Consider the following 16991-nt stretch of genomic DNA (forward strand, 5'->3'; position numbering starts at 1 on the left):
CGGTCAGCGGACGGGGTCCGCAGACGGGCGGGGACGGGCGGTGGCGGGGCGGTCAGCGGGCGCGGGACGCGGCGGTGAGGGAGTCGTGGACGCCCGCTCTGCGCTCCGGGGAGAGCAGTTCGAGATAGGCCGGCCACTGGTCGCTGAGGTCGCCCCGTTCCAGGATGTCCTTGGCGATGTCGACGACGACGGGCAGCGAGTGCGCCATCAGCAGGGGCATCAGCAGGGCCTCGTCGCCCGCGCCGAGCAGGCCGGTCCCGGCCGTCCCGTCCAGGAAGGCGGCCAGCGCCCGCCGCCGGGCGGTGTCGCCGCGGACGCGTCCGGCGGTCTCGGCGAGCCAGGCCAGATCGAGCCGGCGGTCGCCGGTGTGCAGATTGTCGAAGTCGAGCACGGCGAGAACCTCCCAGGTGCCGCCGCCGGGCGCGGTGGAGCCGGGGCGCGGGGCGACGATGAAGTGCTGGGGATGGAGATCGCTGTGGATCGCGGCCGGTTCGGCGGCGCGGAGCCCGCCGAGGCTGCCGTGGAGCAGGGGCCCGGCGGCGACAGCGGCGCGCAGCGCGGCGGCGGCCCGCCGGGAGAAGGCGTCGTCGCGGCCGGCGGACAGCGGCAGCAGCCGCCGCTCGGCGTCCAGGAGCGCGGCCCGCCACTCCTCCTCCTCGACGAGCAGCGGGAGGGGTACGGACGCGAGGCGGTCCAGGGCGCTCGCGGGGAGCCGGTCCAGGGCCCGGCGCAGCCGTACTCCGCAGCGGACCACGGCGGCGGACTGGGCGGGGTCGGCGGGGTCCGCGGGCCGGCCCGGGTACCAGGGGGTCAGTTCGCAGACGGTGTGGTCGCAGCGGACGGTGGTGGTGCCGTCGAGGGCGGGGATCGCGGCGGCCACCGGCACTCCGTGCCGCCGGCAGTGCGCCCCGATCTCCTCCTTGAGGCCGTAGAACTCCGGTGTGCGCAGGGCCTCGGGGACGAGCCGGACCTTCAGCACATGGTCGCCCGCCGGGCCCCGGACCCGCCAGAGCCCGGCGGTGTGGCTGAGCGGCGGCGCGCCGTCGACGAGCAGGGGACGGACGAGGGTGTGCCGGGCGTCGAGACCCCACCGGCCGGCGAGGAGCCGGCGCACCCAGGGCGCGCCGCCGGGCGGCGGCCGTCCCACGGCGGTGCTCCGCCCGGGCCGGTCACGACCGCGCGGGAGGACGGCCCCGGTGCCTGTGCCTGTGCCTGTGCCTGTGCCTGTGCTTGTGCTTGTGCTTGTGGCGATGCCTGTGCCGGTGTCGATTCCGGTTCCGGTTCCGGTTCCGCTGCCTTGGTCCTCGTCCTGCTGCATCACGCCCCCACCTGATTCCGGGCCGCGGGCTCCGGTTCCGCTCCCCGGCCGACGCCCCCGTGGCCGGTCCGGGGGTGCCGTACGGGGAAGGGTGCCGCCCGGGGCGGATGCGCGCGGCGGGCGCGGTTCCCGGTGTGCCGGTGTGCCGGTGCCTCGGGCACTTCCCCGTGTCCGCCGGGCCGGGCCCGGTCGCGCATATCCATACGGAATTGGACCGGCGCACATCTGGTGCGCCGACGGGACTGCCGGGTAAGCACATTGGACCGTCCCCGGCCCTGCTCGCACAAGAGTTCAGGGCCGCGAGCGGAGGGCACTCCGTGCGACTTCGTGCGTTTGTGAAGGCAGGGTGATCCGATGTCTTCGGAAGAAGTGACCGTGCCCCCCGTGGCCAACGCCCGGCTGCGGCTGCTGCTGGAGGCGTCCGGGTGGAACGCCGGCGAGCTGGCCCGCGCGGTCCGCTCGGTCGCCGGGGAGCACGGCCGGCGGCTGGCCTGCGACCGCTCGTCGGTCGTCCGGTGGCTCGCGGGCGCCCAGCCCAGACCGCCCGTGCCCGCCTTTCTGCTGGAGGCGCTCTCCCGCCGGCTGGGGAGACCGGTCACCGCGCAGCAGGCGGGGCTGACCCGCGCTCCGGACCGGGTGCCGGTGGTCTCCTGGCAGAGCGCTCCGCTCCGTACGCTCACCCTTCTCACGGAGGCCGAACTCGACCCGGCCCGGCGGCGGCTGCTCGCCTCGGGGGTCTTCAGCCCGCTCGCGTTCGCCGTGCCGGAGCTGCTGCCCCGGCCGCGCCGGGCCGCCTCGGACCCGGCCCCGGCGGACCCCGGGCCCGGTGCCCGGGAGCCGGGGGCCGAGCAGATGCACGCCATGGCCGGGGTGTTCGCCTCGGCGGCCGAGCAGTTCGGCGGCGGTCCGGTGCGGGCCGCGCTGGCCGCCTACCTCGCCCGGGATGTCACCGCGCGGCTCCACGCGCCCGCGCCGGACGCGGTCCACCGGGGGCTGCTGTCCAAGGCCGCCCAGCTGACGCTGCTGCTGGGCCGGATCTGCGCCGACGGCGGCGACGACGCGGTGGCGCAGCACTACCATCTGCTCGCCGCCCGGCTGGCCGCGGACGCCCGCGACCACGCCACGCTCGCCATAGCGCTGCGCACCATGGCCACCCACGCCCTCGAACTCGGCCACCGCGGACCGGCGGTGCTCCACCTCGCGGAGCGGGCGTCGGACCACGCGCGGCACGCGCCGCCCGTCGTCCAGGCGTACACCCAGGCCCATCTGGCGGTGCTCCAGGCCGGGCACGACCGCCGCGCGGCGCTGGCCTCGCTGGCGCGGGCGGAACGGCTGCACACCCCGCACGACGCGGCGCCGGGGCCCTTCACCGCCTACTCGCTGGGCGCCCTGCACTACCAGCGGGCCCAGACGCTCGCCGCGCTGGGCGACCGGGCGGGGACGGTCGGCGCGCTCACGGACTCGCTCCGGGCCCGTACGCCCGGGGAGCGCCACGCCCGTACGCTCACCCACGCCCGGCTGGCCGAGACCCAGTTGCGGCTGGGGCATCTCGACGCCGCGCTCCCCCACTGGGACGCGTTCCTGGAGGCGTATCCGTCACTCGACTCCGTGCGGGCGGCCCGCCGGCTGGCCGCCCTGCGGCGGCAGTTGCGGCCCCACCGCGCCTACCCGGCCGCCGCCGGACTCCTCGCCCGGGCGGACGCGGCGGGGTGAGCCCGCTCCGGGACCTCCGGTGGGGCCTCCGGTGGGGCGGGGTGCCGGAGCGGGGAAGGCGAGGGCGTAGGCGCGGGGATCTTGCATGGCCGCCACCCTGCCGCCCCGGAGGCGGCGGCCCGGGCCCGGCGGGGCCGGTGGGCCGGGATCTTCATACGAACAGGTGGCGGCGGGCCGCGGGCGGAACCGGCCCGGGGTGACTGCTTCCGCCGCCACAGGGAAGACGCTTCCCCGCCGGTCCGCCGCTCCGTCGGAGAGCCCGGCCCACCGAGGGGCGGAGCCGGTCCGAACCGGAGATCGTACCCCCGGGGCGTACAGCACTTCCGGCACTTCCGGCACTCCCCTGCTAAACCCGCGCGTGGAAGCGGAGCATGGTCAACAGAGGCGCACAGGAGGTGAGCGCGTGCCTTCGCACGCCCCCCTCACGTCCGCCTGTCAGGGGTATTAGGCAGTTCGTCAGTGAAACCCGGACCTTCTGCGGTGAACTGGTGGTAGTTGCACACAGAACATTTGCTGGATACAAGACCGTTGAGAGAGCTCGTGAAGACAGCCGTTGAAGAAAGTCAGAGGAGCGGTCCATGACGACGGTTCTGTTGGTGCACGGGGTGTCCCTGTGGCGCGCCTCGCTTGCCTGCCTGCTGAGCAAGGATCAGAGCTTCCGAGTGCGCACCACGGACAAGGGCGGAGTGCGTGCCGCCATGGAGGAGTGCCCGGCCGACATACTGGTCACCGATCTCGACTGTCCGGATTCCGTGGAAGTGCTGACGCTCGTCGAGTCGTTACGGCAGCCGTCGGGCCGGGGCGGCACCGCGCTGGTCGTGCTCGCCCGCGGCGACCGGGCCGGGGATCTGCGCCGCGCCTCCGACGCGGGGGCCAGAGGTTACATCGACAAGTTCGGCCCCGTGGACAACTTCTGCGAGGTGGTGCGGAAGGTCGCGTCCGGTGGGCGCCATATCGATCAGTCGCTGGCCTTCGGTCTGCTCCAGGCCAGTGAGGTGCCGCTCTCCGCACGGGAGTTACGCGTGCTGGCTCTGGCGGCGGAGGGGGAGTCCGTGTCGTCCATTGCCAGCGTGCTGCATCTGGCCAGCGGTACCGTGCGGAACTATCTGGCCGCCGCGATCCGCAAGACCGGGGCGCGGAACCGGCTCGACGCGATAAGACTCTCGCGGGAGTTCGGCTGGCTGTAGGCCCGGGCGGGCCGGCGCGGCGGCGGGAGCGGGCCGGGCCGGGAGGGCGCGCCGCCCGGTCAGCGGGACGCACCGGAACCGGAACCGGACCAGTGGCCGGTCAGATCGCGGTAGAGCGCTGATTCCGCGAGGAGTTCGGCGGGGGTGCCGCAGACCGTGCGGGTGCCGTCCATCACCAGCACCCGGCCGGCGCGGGCCGCCGAGGTGAGCCGGTGGGCGATCACCACCAGGGCTCCCGCTCGCTCGGCGAGCGCGCACTCGGCGCGGGCCTCGGCGACGGGGTCCAGATGGCTGGTGGCCTCGTCCAGGATGAGCAGGGGCGCGGTGGTCAGATGGGCCCGTCCCAGGGCGACGAGTTGGCGCTCGCCCTGGGAGAGCAGCCGGGGGTCGAGCGGCGCGTCGAGCCCGCCGAGCCGCTCCAGCAGTTCGTGGAGGCCGATCGCGGCGACGGTCGCGGAGATCTCCGGGTCGCGGGCGGCGGGGCGCAGATAGCGCAGATTGTCGCGGAGTGTGCCGGTGAAGACATAGGGCTGCTGCGGGAGGAGGGTGCGTACGGAGGTGGGTTCCACCTCGGTCGCGGGGCGGCCGAGCCAGCGCACCTCGCCGCCGGTGGGCGCGGCCACCCCGGCGAGTACGGCCGCGAGGGTGGACTTGCCGCTGCCGCTCGGGCCGACGACGGCGAGCCGGCTCTCGCTCCGGAGCGTGAGGTCGAGCCGGTCGAGCACCGGGCGGGCGGCGGGGCCGTAGGCGAAGCTGACGGCCCGCAGCTCGGCGGTGGGGACCACCGGGGCGGGGCGGGGCGCGGGGGCCCGGCGGGGGTCGGCGCCGGGCGCGGGCGGCAGGGGCGCGGCCCCGGTGAAGCGGTCGAGCACCACCACCAGCCGCCCTCCGGCGGTGCCGAGCACGGTCAGCAGGGCGTGCAGGGCGGGGGCCAGGGAGTACGTCAGATAGGTGAACGCGCCCACCAGCGCGCCGCTGGTGAGGCCGTGGCGCATCAGCCAGGGCGCGGCGAGCAGCAGGACCAGCGGAGGAACCCGGCCGCAGACGCCGAGCGCGACGATCCGCACGGCCGCCCAGCGGGCCAGGGCACGGGCCTCGACGGCCTGTTCGCCGGCGAGCAGGGCGGCTCGGTCGACGGTCCGCCCGGCGGCGCCCGCGGCGGCGATGTCCCGGAGCGCGGACGCGGTCTGTCCCGCGTGGGCGGCGAAGGTCTCATCGGCGGTGAGATAGGCCCGTTGGCGGGCCGCCATGGGGATGAGCGTGGCGAGGAAGAGCCCGAGGCCGAGGAGGAGCGGCGGCAGGACCACCAGGAGGAGCCTCGGCGAGAGGACGGCGAGACCGGCGAGGGCTCCGGCGGAGGTGAAGACGAAGGAGCGGAGCGAGAGCACCAGGCCGGCCCAGCCGTCGCGGGCGATCTCGCTCTGGTGGGTGACCTGCGAGACCGAGCGGGTGGTGGTGGCGGCGCCCGGGCCGCCGAGCGCGGTGCCGATGGCGCGGGCGGCGGCGCGGCGGACGAGGCCGTCGCGCAGCGGCTCCACCAGATCCGCCAGCCGGCCGAAGATGCCCCGGGTCGCGAGCGCGGCCGGGAGGGTGGCGACGGCGGCGACGGCCAGCCAGAGGAGGCCGGTGGCCGGGGAGCCGGCGAGGAAGCCGCGGTCGATGGCGGTGGCGATGGCGAAGCCGCCCAGGAAGGTCTGCGCGAACTCCAGCAGCGACCACCCGCCGAGCCGCACCATCACCCCGGTCCGCACGCGCAGAAACGGCCGCCCCTCACGCCACACCCGCCCCAGCGAGCCCTCACCGGTGGTGCGCCGCTGCTCCGGGGGAGCCTCGCCGGCAGTCATCGGACCTCCTCCCGCCCGGCGGGCGCCCCATTCCGGGACTCGGGCGGCACCGCGTGCCGCGAGGCCCCGGGGGTGGGCCCGTCCGGGCGGGGGGCTGAGGGAGACGGCGAGGTCTCCGGCGCGCGGGCCGGAACGGGCCCCTCCGGGCGGACGGGCCCAGCGAGTCCCGAACCGTCCGGCGCCCGAGGCGGAACGATCTCCTCCGTACGAGCAGTCGCGACAGACGGCGAGGTCTCCGGCGCCCGCGCCGGAGCGGGCCCCTCCGGGCGGACGGGCACAGCAGGCCCCGAACCCTCCGGCGCCCGAGGCGGAACGGGGCCGTCCGGGCCGGGGCCGTTCGGGCCGGGGTTCGGGGTTTCCGGGGGGGCGTCCGCGGGGGTGTGGAAGACCGCGCGGTAGGCGGGGTCCCGCCAGAGCGCGGCGTGGGGGGCGACGGCGCGCACCGCGCCGTCGTCGAGCCACACCACGCGGTCGGCCCCGGCGGCCGTCGAGACGCGGTGGGCGACGACGATCGTCGTGCCGGTGCCCGTGTGGCGGGCCAGGGCGCGCTGGACATGGGCCTCGGTGATGGTGTCGAGGCTGGAGGTGGCGTCGTCGAGGATCAGCAGCCGGCCCCGGTGCGCGAAGGCCCGGGCGAGGCCGAGGCGCTGGCACTCGCCGCCCGAGAGGGGCGCCCGCTCCAGCGGGGTCCGGTAGCCGAGCGGCAGCAGGGCGATGAATCCGTCGGCGGAGGCGGCCCGGGCGGCCTCGTGGACCGTGGCCGGGGGCGGCTCGGTGGCACCGAAGGCGATGGTGTCCTCGACGGTGGTGCCGAGCAGCGCGGGCCGGGCGAACGCGAAGGCGATCTCGTCCCGCAGCCGCACCGGGTCGACCCCGTCCAGGGGCACCCCGTCCAGGGTGACCGTGCCCGCGTCGGGGTCGGTGAGCCGCCCGGCCACCGCCGCCAGCAGGGACTTGCCCGAACCCGACCGTCCCACCACGGCCAGCGAGCTGCCGCCGGGCACGGTGAGGCTCACCCCGCGCAACAGCCGCCTGCCGTCCCGTACGACCTCGATGCCGCACAGCTCAACCGTCCCCGGGCCGCCGGGCGGCAGGGTGCGGGAGGAGTGGGGCACGGCGGGCAGATCCAGCAGCGGCTCCAGCCGGCGGGCCGCGGTGCGGCCCCGGGAGATCGCGGCGAACGCGCCGGTCAGCGCGCCGAGACCGACGGCGAGCACGGCGTAGCGGGAGACGGCGAAGAGGTCGCCCACGCTGATCGCCCCGGCCGACATCCGCAGCCCGGCGACGGCCAGCACCAGCACGGTGAGCAGCGGCAGCAGCACGGCGCTCGCGCCGACGGCCCGTCCGTGGATGCGCCAGGTGCGGTGGCCGTGCCCGGAGAGGGCGGAGAGCGGCTCGGTGATCCGGGCGTGCTCGGAGGTCGCGGTGCGGGCCGCCCGTACGGTGTCGATCCCGTCCAGCACCTCGGTGAGCCGGGTGGCGATCAGGGCCTGCTCGCGCTGGTAGTCGGCGGAGACATCGGCCGTGCGGCGGATGAGGGTGCGCAGCAGCAGGACGAAGGCGGGGGCGCCGACGAGCAGCGCGACAGCGGCCCAGGGGTCGATGAGGAAGAGCGCGACCGCCGCGCCGAGCGGCAGCAGCACCACGGACGCGGCGGTGGCGGCCGTGACCGCGACGGTGGCGGCGTCAGCGGCGTTGGCGGTGAGCCGGGTGGTCAGATCGCCGGAGGCCACGGCCTGGCCGTGGCGGGGTTCGGCGCGTACGACCCGGTCGACGAGGGTGGTCCGCAGCCGGGCGGTGAGGGTCGCGGTGGTGGAGCCGCCGAGGAGGGCGACGAGCGCGTCGAGGGCGACTTCCGCGGCGGTCAGCGCCGCGCACAGCAGCAGCCCGGACCAGGGGATCTGGCGCCGGGTCAGCAGGTCGTCGACGGTGGCGCCGAGCGCGGCGGGCAGCGCGAGGGCGGCGAGCGCGGCGCCGGTGGAGCAGACGACGACGGCCGCCAGCGAGAGGCGGCCGGCGCCCGGAGTCGTCCGGAGGGAGGCCGCCCGTGGCGGGGAGGACTTCACCAGGGGCGGACTGCTCGTCACACTGGATTCCTTCCGGTCTCGGCCGGGCACCGGCCCACGCGACCGGTCCCGGGCGGCCGAAGCGGCCCGGGACCGGCGCGGTGGCCGAGGGGCGGCCCGGTGCGGTTGTTCACCGGTCAGCCCCTCGGCCCTGGTGTCACGGGGTGCAGAGGACGATGCTCAGCGAGCTGTACTCACAGGCCAGCAGGCTGACCTGGCTGCCGCCTTCGAGGTCGCCGTACGCCTCGTCCGCCGGGGTCTCCAGAGCCTGAAGGTCGAGAAGCGCCATGATGATTTCCTTCCGTGGGGACGAATGTGCTCATGGGTGGTGCACGGCCCCTGGATGGGGCCGGGTCGTGGGCCTCTCGCGGAGCGAGAGGAACGGCAGGGACACCCGGTCGGGCCGGTGTGCGCTGCCGAGAGCGAGGAGGACACCGGCGGTGCCGGTGGCCAGGTCCATGGACCGGCGCATCAACTGCTCTCCGGGGAAGGCCAGTTCGCCCGCGAAGGGCGTGGCCAGCCGGCCGATGAGGGCGGTGTGGCGGTCGATGGCCCGCTGCCGTTCGGCCGGGTCGCCGAGCGGGGTGCGGGCCAGGTGCAGAACGAGTCCCGCCACCCCCCGGAAGAGTCCGGGCTGGACGTAGAAGGCGGAGCGCAGCCCCGGCTGGATCTCCTGGCGCGCGGTCTCGAAGGACTCGTCCGGCCGGTGGGCCAGATACTCGTCCAGCACCATCGCGAGTCCGGCGCTGCCCGCGCCCAGATAGGGCATGGTCCGCTTCTCCTCGACCACCAGGAGCGCGCCCTCGGCGCCGGTCCTGCAGCGGGCCAGATCGCGCCGGAGCGCGGTGGCGGCCAGGTCGAGCAGCGCGGGGTCGCCGGTGGACTCGTAGCGGCGGACGAAGAGGAGCGCGAGGCCGGTGGCGCCGCGGAGCAGCCCGGTGCGGGGGGACGGCGGGCCGTGCACGAGGGCGCGGGCGGCGAGTGCGGTGCACTGTTCGGCGGCCCGGCGCAGCGCGGTGGCCTCGGTGCCGCCGATGGCGTCGGCCAGGTCGGCGAGGGCGAGGGCGATCCCGGCGTGGCCGCCGTGCAGATCGGAGCCGAGGCCGTCGAGCGGCTGGCGGACGATCAGATCGGCCAGTTCGGCGGCGGGGGCCGTGTGGCCGAGGCGGTGCAGGGTCCAGGCGATGCCGGCGAGGCCGTCGTAGAAACCGACCGGGGTGCCGGACGCGGGGTCCTTGATCCGGGCCAGGAGCCATTCCACGGCTTCGGGACAGGGCGGCGCTCCCGTCTCGTGGAGCGCGTACAGCACTCCCGCCGCTCCGTAGCCGAAACACTGGCCGCCGGCCGGGTTGGCGAACTGGGCGATGTCGCCCGGAAAACATCGGTCCTCGCGGTCGGGGGTGCGGGAGGCGGCGATGGCGCGGGCCATGGAGTCGCGGGCGAGCGGCCACTCCCCGGGCTCCGGGACCGTGCCCCCGGCCGGTGCCGCTGCGGGCTCCGGGGCGCCGCGCAGGATCTCCTCCACCGCGGGGCGCAACTCCTCGGCGGTCACCGGGTAGACGCGGGCGATGTCCCGGGCGAGCCGGGCCGCGCCGTGGCGGTCGATGGCGAAGAGGGTGGTGAGCGGGAGGAAGAGGGCGAGGCGCAGACAGGCCAGGGCGTACCGGTCGATGGCGGTGCCACGGCGGTCCGGCGGGGCGACGAAGGCCGGGTTGGCCACGATCTGGCGGCGCTCCTCGGCGGCCTGGGAAGCGGCCTCGAAGTCGAGGAGGACGACACGGTTCCCGTCGTCGGAGACCATCACATTGCTCATGTGCAGATCGCTGATGACGATGCCCCGGGCGTGCACCCGCTCGACGGCGCGCTCCACCCGGCCGTACATCCCGCGCGCCCAGTCGGTGTGCTCGGCGAGCCGTTCGGCGGCGGGGACGGCGGCGGTCAGCGGGAAGCGGCGGGCGAAGACGGTGTTGAGGGTGGTGCCGGGGATGTGCTCCAGCACCAGGAAGTGGTGATCGCCCACCTGGAAGGTGCCGCGCACCTCCGGTACGCAGTCGAGTCCGGCGAGCTGCTCCAGCGCGACGCGCTCGCGCTCCAGCCGGGCGACCGCGTCGGCGCCGTCGGCGGCCAGTCCCGCGTACGGCCGGGCCTCCTTGAGCACCACGGTCTCGCCGGTCCGGGTGTCCCGGGCCTTGTAGACGCCGCCGCCGTTGGAGAAGTGGAGGGCGCCCAGGACCTCGTACGGCAGGTCCTGCATGCTCACGGCGGAGCGGGCGGCCAGATACGGTCCGAGGACGGCGGGGGGTGTCACCCAGTCGGGGATCTTCAGCGACGGGCCGCGCGGGTCGGGCACCAGGGTGCCGCCGGGGTCGGCCACGGCGGGCACGAGCCGGCCGTCGGGGCCCGCGCAGTACCTCGCGGCGAACGCGCCGTACCGGACGTGCACCGGGCTGTCGCCGCAGCGCAGATCGCTGAGGATGGTGGGCCCGTGCTCGTCCGCCAGCAGTTCCACGAGGTCGGTGCAGACCTCGGGGAAGGTCTCCTCGGAGTGCGGGTAGACGGTGATGAACTTGCCGCTGCCGGCGCGGTCGGCGTACTTGGCGTTGCGCAGCAGGAGCAGGCCGGGGCCGGGGACGAACTTGAACGCGAGGCGCCGGGGGACGCAGTACGCGGAGACCCGTTGCAGGATCGATTCGGCGTTGTCGAGTCCGGCCGAGACATGAATCTTCCAGCCCTGGGGCGGCAGCTGGAGTCCGAGCGGGGTGTACGAGAGCCAGTCGCCGCGCCGGGATGTCTCCCACCCCTCGGGGGCGGGGGTACGAGCCGGGGCGTACTGCGACTGCTCGTCGCCGGTGCCGCCGCGCCGGGCGCGGTGGGGGGCGTCGTAGAAGTCGCGGTCCGCCTGGGTGTACGCGGCGTACTCAGGGTTCACCCGTGCTCCCTCTCTCGGCTCGCTGTGGAGTGGATACGAGAGGAAACTGTCATGGCCCGGGACGGCGGGACAGTCGTCGCTGTCACCACTCCGGCGTGCGCCCGGGCGTGCGAATCGCACACCCGGCGCACGCCGTTGTCCTGCGTCGTTCCCGTGCGGGGAGCACACGCGCACGGCGGGGGCCTGCGAACGGCATCCGCCGGTTGGTCAGAGGGACGGCCGCCCGGCGGGCCCGGCGCACCGGGCCGGATCGGCGGATTCGGCGAACTCGGCGAACTCTGTGCCCTCGGCGTGTTCCGCGCCCTCGGCGGACTCGTGGACGAGGGCGGCCCAGGCGGCGGAGGCCCGGCTCCAGACCGCGCGGAGCGCGGGTTCCGCCGCGCGGACGGAGGCGACGGCGCCCTCGGGGTCGCCGCCGGCCGCCGCGACCGCCGGGCCGTCGGAGCGGGCCCAGTCGGCGACCTGGGCGGCGAGGACCTCGGGGTGGAACTGGACGCCCCAGGCCCGCTCGCCCACCCGGAACGCCTGGTGGGCGCAGTCGTCCCCGGTCAGCAGCGGGACCGCGCCCGGGGGCAGTGCGGTGATCTCGTCCCAGTGCCACTGGGCGGCGGGCGCCCCGTCGGGCACCCGGCCGAGAACCGGGTCTGCGGCGGCCCCGGGCAGTCTGCGCAGGGGCACGGCGCCCACCTCGGGAACCCGGCCGCGGGCCGTGACGGTGCCGCCGAGCGCGGAGGCCATGATCTGGCCGCCGAGGCAGATCCCGAGCAGGGGGACGCGGTGCCGGACGGCCTCGCGCACGAGTGACCGGACCGCCGGTATCCAGGGCGCCGCCGTCTCGTCGTCGCAGTTCGCCGCGCCGCCGAGCACGAGGAGTCCGCCGTACCCGGCGAGGGAGGCGGGCAGCGGTTCCCCGCGCCAGGGGTGGTGGACGGCGGTCCGCACCCCGGTCCGCCGCAGCACCTCTCCGACCAGCCCGGGGCCGGTCCCGTCCTCGTGCTGCACCACGAGCACGCACGGAAGCGGAGTCGAAGGTTCCGCCACCGCGTTCCGCCCGGCCGGGACCGCCTCCACCACGACGGCCCCCCGGGGAAGACCGCCCACCGGAAAGCCACCCGCCCCCGGCACGCTGCCGGAAGGCGCGCCCGGCGGGGTCGTGCCCGGCGGGATGGTGACCGGCGGGTGCCCCGAAGCGGCGACCGGCGCCGGCGCACCCGGCACGCTGCCGGAAGGCGTTCCCGGCGGGGTGGGGACCGGCGGGCGGAACGGGGTCGTGCCCCGCGGGCACGGGGGCGATCCGGCCGGGGGCACGGGAAGGGTCCGCGGCCGAGGTGGTGGGACGCGCCGGGGCATCGTCATGGGTGATCCGCCTCCGTGTTCGGTGCGGGCCGCCCTGGTGCGTCCCGCCGGTGTCCCGGGCCCCGGGCGACGGGGGCGTACCGGTCAACACGGCCATCATCGGGCAGGGTTCGAACAGTTCGGTAGCGCGTTCGGTCACACTCTCCCCACCTGGCGCGATCCTTAGGTTAGGCTAAGCTAAGTTCCTGTCGGCGGGGTGCTCGCTCACTGCGTGTCACCAGCGATCGAAAGAGAAGATGCCCGAGATGACCTTCGGCGTGGCTGTAGCAGGCGCGAGCGGATACGCCGGAGGTGAGATCCTCCGGCTGCTGGCCGCCCACCCCGAGGTGGAGATCGGCGCCCTCACCGGCCACAGCAGCGCGGGCCGCCCCCTCAGCGCCGTCCAGCCCCAACTGGGCTCCCTCCACAACCGGTTGCTCGTCGAGACCTCGGCCGAATCCCTGGCCGGGCACGATGTCGTCTTCCTGGCGCTGCCGCACGGGCAGTCCGGCGCCCTCGCCGCACAACTCGGCGAGCGCACGCTCGTGGTGGACTGCGGAGCCGACTTCCGGCTGCGGGACCCCCGCGCCTGGGAGACCTTCTACGGCTCGCCGCACGCCGGCACCTGGCCCTACGGCCTGCCGGAACTCCCCGGCGCCCGCGCGACCCTGCGCGGCACCCGCCGGATCGCGGTCCCCGGCTGCTACCCCACCGCCGTCACCCTCGCCCTCTTCCCCGGCTTCGCCGCCGGGCTGCTGGAGCCCGACGCGGTGATCGTCGCCGCGAGCGGCACCTCGGGCGCGGGCCGGGCGGCCGGGCCCCGTCTGCTCGGCTCCGAGGTGATGGGCTCGATGACCCCCTACGGCGTGGGCGGCGGCCACCGGCACACCCCCGAACTGGCGCAGAACCTCTCCGCCGCCGCCGGCGAGCGCGTCACCGTCTCCTTCACCCCCACGCTCGCGCCGATGCCCCGAGGCATCCTCGCCACCTGCTCGGCCCGGGTGCGGGACGGGGTGCGCGAGGTGCGCGCGGCGTACGAGAAGGCCTTCGCCGACGAGCCCTTCGTCCATCTGCTGCCCGAGGGCCGGTGGCCCTCCACCGCCGCCGTGCTGGGCTCCAACACCGCCCAGGTGCAGATCGCGCTGGACGAGTCCGCCCGCCGGCTCGTCGCCGTGAGCGCGATCGACAACCTCACCAAGGGCACCGCGGGCGGTGCGGTGCAGTCCATGAACATCGCCCTGGGCCTGCCGGAGACCCTGGGCCTGCCCATGAACGGAGTGGCACCATGAGCGTGACCGCCGCCGGGGGGTTCCGCGCGAGCGGGATCGCCGCCGGGATCAAGGAGTCCGGCGCGCCGGATCTGGCGCTGGTGGTGAACAGCGGCCCGTCGTTCGCGGCGGCCGGGGTGTTCACCTCCAACCGGGTCCAGGCGGCCCCGGTGCGCTGGTCCCGCCGGGTGCTCGCGGACGGCAGCGTCCGTGCCGTCGTCCTCAACTCCGGTGGCGCCAACGCCTGCACGGGACGCCCGGGCGCCGAGGACACCCGCACCGGGGCCGAGCTGACGGCCCGTGCGCTGGGCACCGCCGCCGATGAGGTGGCGGTGTGCTCCACCGGGCTGATCGGGACCCGGCTGCCGATGGAGGCGTACTCCGCCGGGATCGCCACCGCCGCGGCGCGGCTCTCCCCGGACGGCGGCCCCGACGCGGCCGAGGCCATCCTGACCACCGACTCCGTACCCAAGACGGCCCGGTTCGCGGGCGCCGGCTGGACCGTCGGCGGCATGGCCAAGGGCGCCGGCATGCTCGCGCCGGGACTCGCCACGATGCTGGTGGTGCTCACCACCGACGCCGAGGCGTCCCCCGCCGTCCTGGACCCGGCGCTGCGGGAGGCCGTCCGCACCACCTTCGACCGGGTCGACTCCGACGGCTGCATGTCGACCAACGACACCGTGCTGCTGCTGGCCTCCGGCGCGTCGGGCGTCACCCCGGAGCCGGCGGAGCTGGCCCGGGCCGTCCACACGGTCTGCCGGGACCTGGCGCGGCAACTGGTCGCCGACGCCGAGGGCGCGTCCAAGGAGATCACCGTCGAGGTGGTCGGCGCGGCCTCCGAACGGGACGCGGTGACGGTGGGCCGCTCGGTGGCCCGGAACAATCTGCTCAAGTGCGCGCTGCACGGCGAGGACCCCAACTGGGGCCGGGTGCTGTCGGCGATCGGCACGACGGACGCCGTCTTCGACCCCGATCTGCTCGATGTGGCCATCAACGGGGTGTGGGTGTGCCGGGACGGCGCGGAGGGCGAGCCGAGGAGGCTGGCGGACCTCTCCGGCCGGCACGTCACCGTCACCGTCGACCTGCGCGCGGGCCGGGAGTCCGCGTCCGTCTGGACCAACGACCTGACCGCCGAGTACGTGCACGAGAACAGCGCGTACAGCTCATGAGCGCCCGAAGAGCCGACCCCGCGAAGCCGCTGTCCCCGGCACCCGGGCCGCGCACCGGCCGCGCCCGCACGGTGATCGAGGCGCTGCCCTGGCTGGAGACCTTCCGCGACCGGGTCGTCGTCGTCAAGTTCGGCGGCAACGCGATGGTGGACGAGGAGCTGAAGCGGGCCTTCGCCCAGGACGTCGTCTCGCTGCGGTACGCGGGTCTGCGCCCGGTCGTCGTCCACGGCGGCGGGCCGCAGATCAGCGCCCTGCTGAACCGGCTGGATCTGGAGGTCGAGTTCGCGGCCGGGCTGCGGGTGACCACCCCCGAGATCATGGACGTCGTACGGATGGTGCTGGCCGGTCGCGTCCAGCGCGAGATCGTCGGCCTGATCAACGCGCACGGCCCGTTCGCCGCCGGCCTCACCGGCGAGGACGCGCACACCATGACGGCGGTGCGCCGCCCGGCGTGGGTGGACGGCGAGCCGGTGGACATCGGCCTGGTCGGCGAGGTGGTCCGGGTCGATCCGGAGCTGCTGAGGGCGCTGCTGGACCGGGGCCGCATCCCGGTCGTCTCCCCGGTGGCGCGCGGCGCGGACGGGCAGATCTACAACATCAACGCCGATCTGGCGGCCTCGGCGCTGGCGGTCGCGCTCGACGCCGAGAAGCTGGTGATGCTCACCGATGTGGAGGGGCTGTACGCCGACTGGCCGCACAGCACCGAGGTGATCGGCCGGCTGACCGTGAGCGAGCTGGAGAAGCTGCTGCCCGGTCTCGCGAGCGGAATGGTGCCCAAGATGGAGGGGTGTCTGCGGGCCGTGCGCGACGGCGGGGTGCGGATGGCGCACGTCCTGGACGGACGGGTGCCGCACGCGCTGCTGCTGGAGGTCTTCGCCGACGACCACACCGGCACGACCGTGGTGCCGGACCTCCGGCACCGGGCCGTCGCGGCGGAACGGACCGGCCGATGACCCCCGGAGCGGCACCGGCACCCGCCCCTTCCGGCGGCGCCCGGCTCACCGACCGCTGGCGGGCGGTGATGATGGACACCTACGGCACTCCCCCGCTGGCGCTGGTGCGCGGCGCGGGCCGCACCGTGTGGGACGCGGACGGCACCGCGTATCTCGACCTCACCGGCGGGATCGCGGTGAACGCGCTCGGCCACGCCCACCCCGCGGTGGTGCGCGCGGTGAGCGAGCAGATCGCCCGGCTGGGCCATGTCTCCAATCTGTACGCGGCCGAGCCGCCGGTGGCCCTCGCGGAGCGGCTGCTGCGGCTCTGCGGCGACCGGCCGGGCCGGGTCTTCCTCGCCAACTCCGGCGCGGAGGCCAACGAGGCCGCCTTCAAGATCGCCCGGCGGACCGGTCGGACCCGGGTCGTCGCCGCCGATGGCGGTTTCCACGGCCGCACCATGGGCGCGCTGGCGCTGACCGGACAGCCGGGCAAGCGGGACCCGTTCCTCCCGCTCCCCGGCGGGGTGGTCCATGTGCCGTTCGGGGACACGGCCGCGCTGCGGGCCGCCGTCACCGGCGAGACGGCGGCGGTCCTGCTCGAACCGGTCCAGGGCGAGGCCGGGGTGATCCCCGCGCCCGCCGGCTATCTCCGCGCGGCCCGGGAGATCACCCGCGCCGCCGGCGCGCTGCTGATGCTGGACGAGGTCCAGACCGGCACGGGCCGCACGGGCCACTGGTTCGCCCACCGGGCGGACCCGCTGATCGAGCCCGATGTGGTGACCCTGGCGAAGGGGCTCGGCGGCGGGCTGCCGATCGGCGCGACGCTCGCCTTCGGTCCGGCCGCCGGGCTGCTGACCCCGGGTCAGCACGGCTCCACCTTCGGCGGCAACCCGGTGGCCTGCGCCGCCGCGCTCGCCGTCCTGGACACCATCGAGGACGAGGGACTGCTCGACCGGGCACGGCGGCTCGGGAGGCGGCTGCGGCGCGGAATCGAGCGGGCGGGGCATCCGGCGGTGAGCCGGGTGCGGGGCGAGGGGCTGCTGCTCGCCCTCGTCCTCACCGGGCCCGTCGCCGCCCGGGTCCAGCGGGACGCCCAGCGGGCGGGGTTCCTGGTGAACGCCACCGGACCGGAGACCGTGCGGCTCGCGCCGGCACTGACGCTCACCGAGGAGGAGGCCGACGCGTTTCTCGCGGCGCTGCCCCGCATGCTCGGCTGATCCACGGCAG

12 protein-coding genes are annotated in these 16991 nt (G+C 75.7%); 6 read left to right on the forward strand and 6 right to left on the reverse strand.

The genetic code is table 11. From position 1 onward, the window contains the following. Positions 1-52 precede the first annotated feature (52 nt). Positions 53-1147 carry a phosphotransferase gene (locus ABT122_RS24735; protein WP_351556260.1) on the reverse strand — a complete coding sequence of 365 codons (1095 nt, stop codon included), beginning with the start codon at positions 1145-1147 and terminating at the stop codon, positions 53-55. 525 nt (positions 1148-1672) lie between these two features. Between ABT122_RS24735 and ABT122_RS24740 the strand changes: the two genes are divergently transcribed. Next, positions 1673-3031 (forward strand): NsdA family TPR-like regulatory protein, encoded by a 1359-nt coding sequence (locus ABT122_RS24740; protein ID WP_351556263.1) that lies wholly within the window; start codon positions 1673-1675, stop codon positions 3029-3031. Positions 3032-3609: 578 nt separating this feature from the next. Next, positions 3610-4218 carry a LuxR C-terminal-related transcriptional regulator gene (locus ABT122_RS24745; protein WP_351556266.1) on the forward strand — a complete coding sequence of 203 codons (609 nt, stop codon included), beginning with the start codon at positions 3610-3612 and terminating at the stop codon, positions 4216-4218. A gap of 59 nt (positions 4219-4277) precedes the next feature. On the opposite strand, the gene ABT122_RS24750 is transcribed toward ABT122_RS24745, so the two are convergent. The 5 genes from ABT122_RS24750 to ABT122_RS24770 form a co-directional block, all read right to left on the reverse strand. After that, positions 4278-6062 (reverse strand): ATP-binding cassette domain-containing protein, encoded by a 1785-nt coding sequence (locus ABT122_RS24750; RefSeq protein WP_351556269.1) that lies wholly within the window; start codon positions 6060-6062, stop codon positions 4278-4280. Next, a complete protein-coding gene (locus ABT122_RS24755; RefSeq protein WP_502976197.1) occupies positions 6059-8149 on the reverse strand; it encodes an ABC transporter ATP-binding protein in 2091 nt (696 codons plus the stop codon). The genes ABT122_RS24750 and ABT122_RS24755 overlap by 4 nt, the downstream gene beginning before the upstream one ends. 136 nt (positions 8150-8285) lie before the next feature. Then, positions 8286-8417: a SapB/AmfS family lanthipeptide gene (locus ABT122_RS24760; protein ID WP_351556272.1), complete on the reverse strand. Its 132-nt coding sequence runs from the start codon at positions 8415-8417 to the stop codon at positions 8286-8288. Positions 8418-8447: 30 nt separating this feature from the next. Next, entirely contained in the window at positions 8448-11057 is a 2610-nt protein-coding gene (lanKC, locus tag ABT122_RS24765) for a class III lanthionine synthetase LanKC (RefSeq protein WP_351556275.1), read from the reverse strand. Between the two features lie 207 nt (positions 11058-11264). Continuing rightward, positions 11265-12068, reverse strand: a complete 804-nt coding sequence (locus tag ABT122_RS24770) for a type 1 glutamine amidotransferase (protein ID WP_351556278.1) — start codon at positions 12066-12068, stop codon at positions 11265-11267. 590 nt (positions 12069-12658) lie between these two features. Here ABT122_RS24770 and argC point away from each other — a divergent pair. From argC to ABT122_RS24790, 4 genes are read left to right on the forward strand one after another with little or no spacing between them, the layout of a single operon-like run. Continuing rightward, positions 12659-13681: an N-acetyl-gamma-glutamyl-phosphate reductase gene (gene argC, locus ABT122_RS24775; RefSeq protein ID WP_351556310.1), complete on the forward strand. Its 1023-nt coding sequence runs from the start codon at positions 12659-12661 to the stop codon at positions 13679-13681. Further along, on the forward strand, positions 13678-14829 hold the full coding sequence (gene argJ / locus ABT122_RS24780) for a bifunctional glutamate N-acetyltransferase/amino-acid acetyltransferase ArgJ (protein ID WP_351556281.1): 1152 nt from the start codon (positions 13678-13680) through the stop codon (positions 14827-14829). The genes argC and argJ overlap by 4 nt, the downstream gene beginning before the upstream one ends. Then, positions 14826-15782 carry an acetylglutamate kinase gene (gene argB, locus ABT122_RS24785; protein ID WP_451067428.1) on the forward strand — a complete coding sequence of 319 codons (957 nt, stop codon included), beginning with the start codon at positions 14826-14828 and terminating at the stop codon, positions 15780-15782. Before argJ ends, argB begins: the two co-directional genes overlap by 4 nt. After that, entirely contained in the window at positions 15779-16981 is a 1203-nt protein-coding gene (locus tag ABT122_RS24790; RefSeq protein WP_351556284.1) for an acetylornithine transaminase, read from the forward strand. The genes argB and ABT122_RS24790 overlap by 4 nt, the downstream gene beginning before the upstream one ends. Positions 16982-16991 lie beyond the last annotated feature (10 nt).

The organism is Streptomyces sp. NPDC001985, from assembly GCF_040296845.1.
Lineage (GTDB): Bacteria > Actinomycetota > Actinomycetes > Streptomycetales > Streptomycetaceae > Streptomyces.

Excerpts from the sequence above, each read along its gene's own strand:
- ABT122_RS24790 (WP_351556284.1), top strand. The coding sequence starts at position 15,779 with ATGACCCCCGGAGCGGCACCGGCACCCGCCCCTTCCGGCGGCGCCCGG.
- ABT122_RS24760 (WP_351556272.1), bottom strand. The coding sequence starts at position 8,417 with ATGGCGCTTCTCGACCTTCAGGCTCTGGAGACCCCGGCGGACGAGGCG.
- argB (WP_451067428.1), top strand. The coding sequence starts at position 14,826 with ATGAGCGCCCGAAGAGCCGACCCCGCGAAGCCGCTGTCCCCGGCACCC.
- ABT122_RS24750 (WP_351556269.1), bottom strand. The coding sequence starts at position 6,062 with ATGACTGCCGGCGAGGCTCCCCCGGAGCAGCGGCGCACCACCGGTGAG.
- ABT122_RS24740 (WP_351556263.1), top strand. The coding sequence starts at position 1,673 with ATGTCTTCGGAAGAAGTGACCGTGCCCCCCGTGGCCAACGCCCGGCTG.
- ABT122_RS24745 (WP_351556266.1), top strand. The coding sequence starts at position 3,610 with ATGACGACGGTTCTGTTGGTGCACGGGGTGTCCCTGTGGCGCGCCTCG.
- argC (WP_351556310.1), top strand. The coding sequence starts at position 12,659 with ATGACCTTCGGCGTGGCTGTAGCAGGCGCGAGCGGATACGCCGGAGGT.
- argJ (WP_351556281.1), top strand. The coding sequence starts at position 13,678 with ATGAGCGTGACCGCCGCCGGGGGGTTCCGCGCGAGCGGGATCGCCGCC.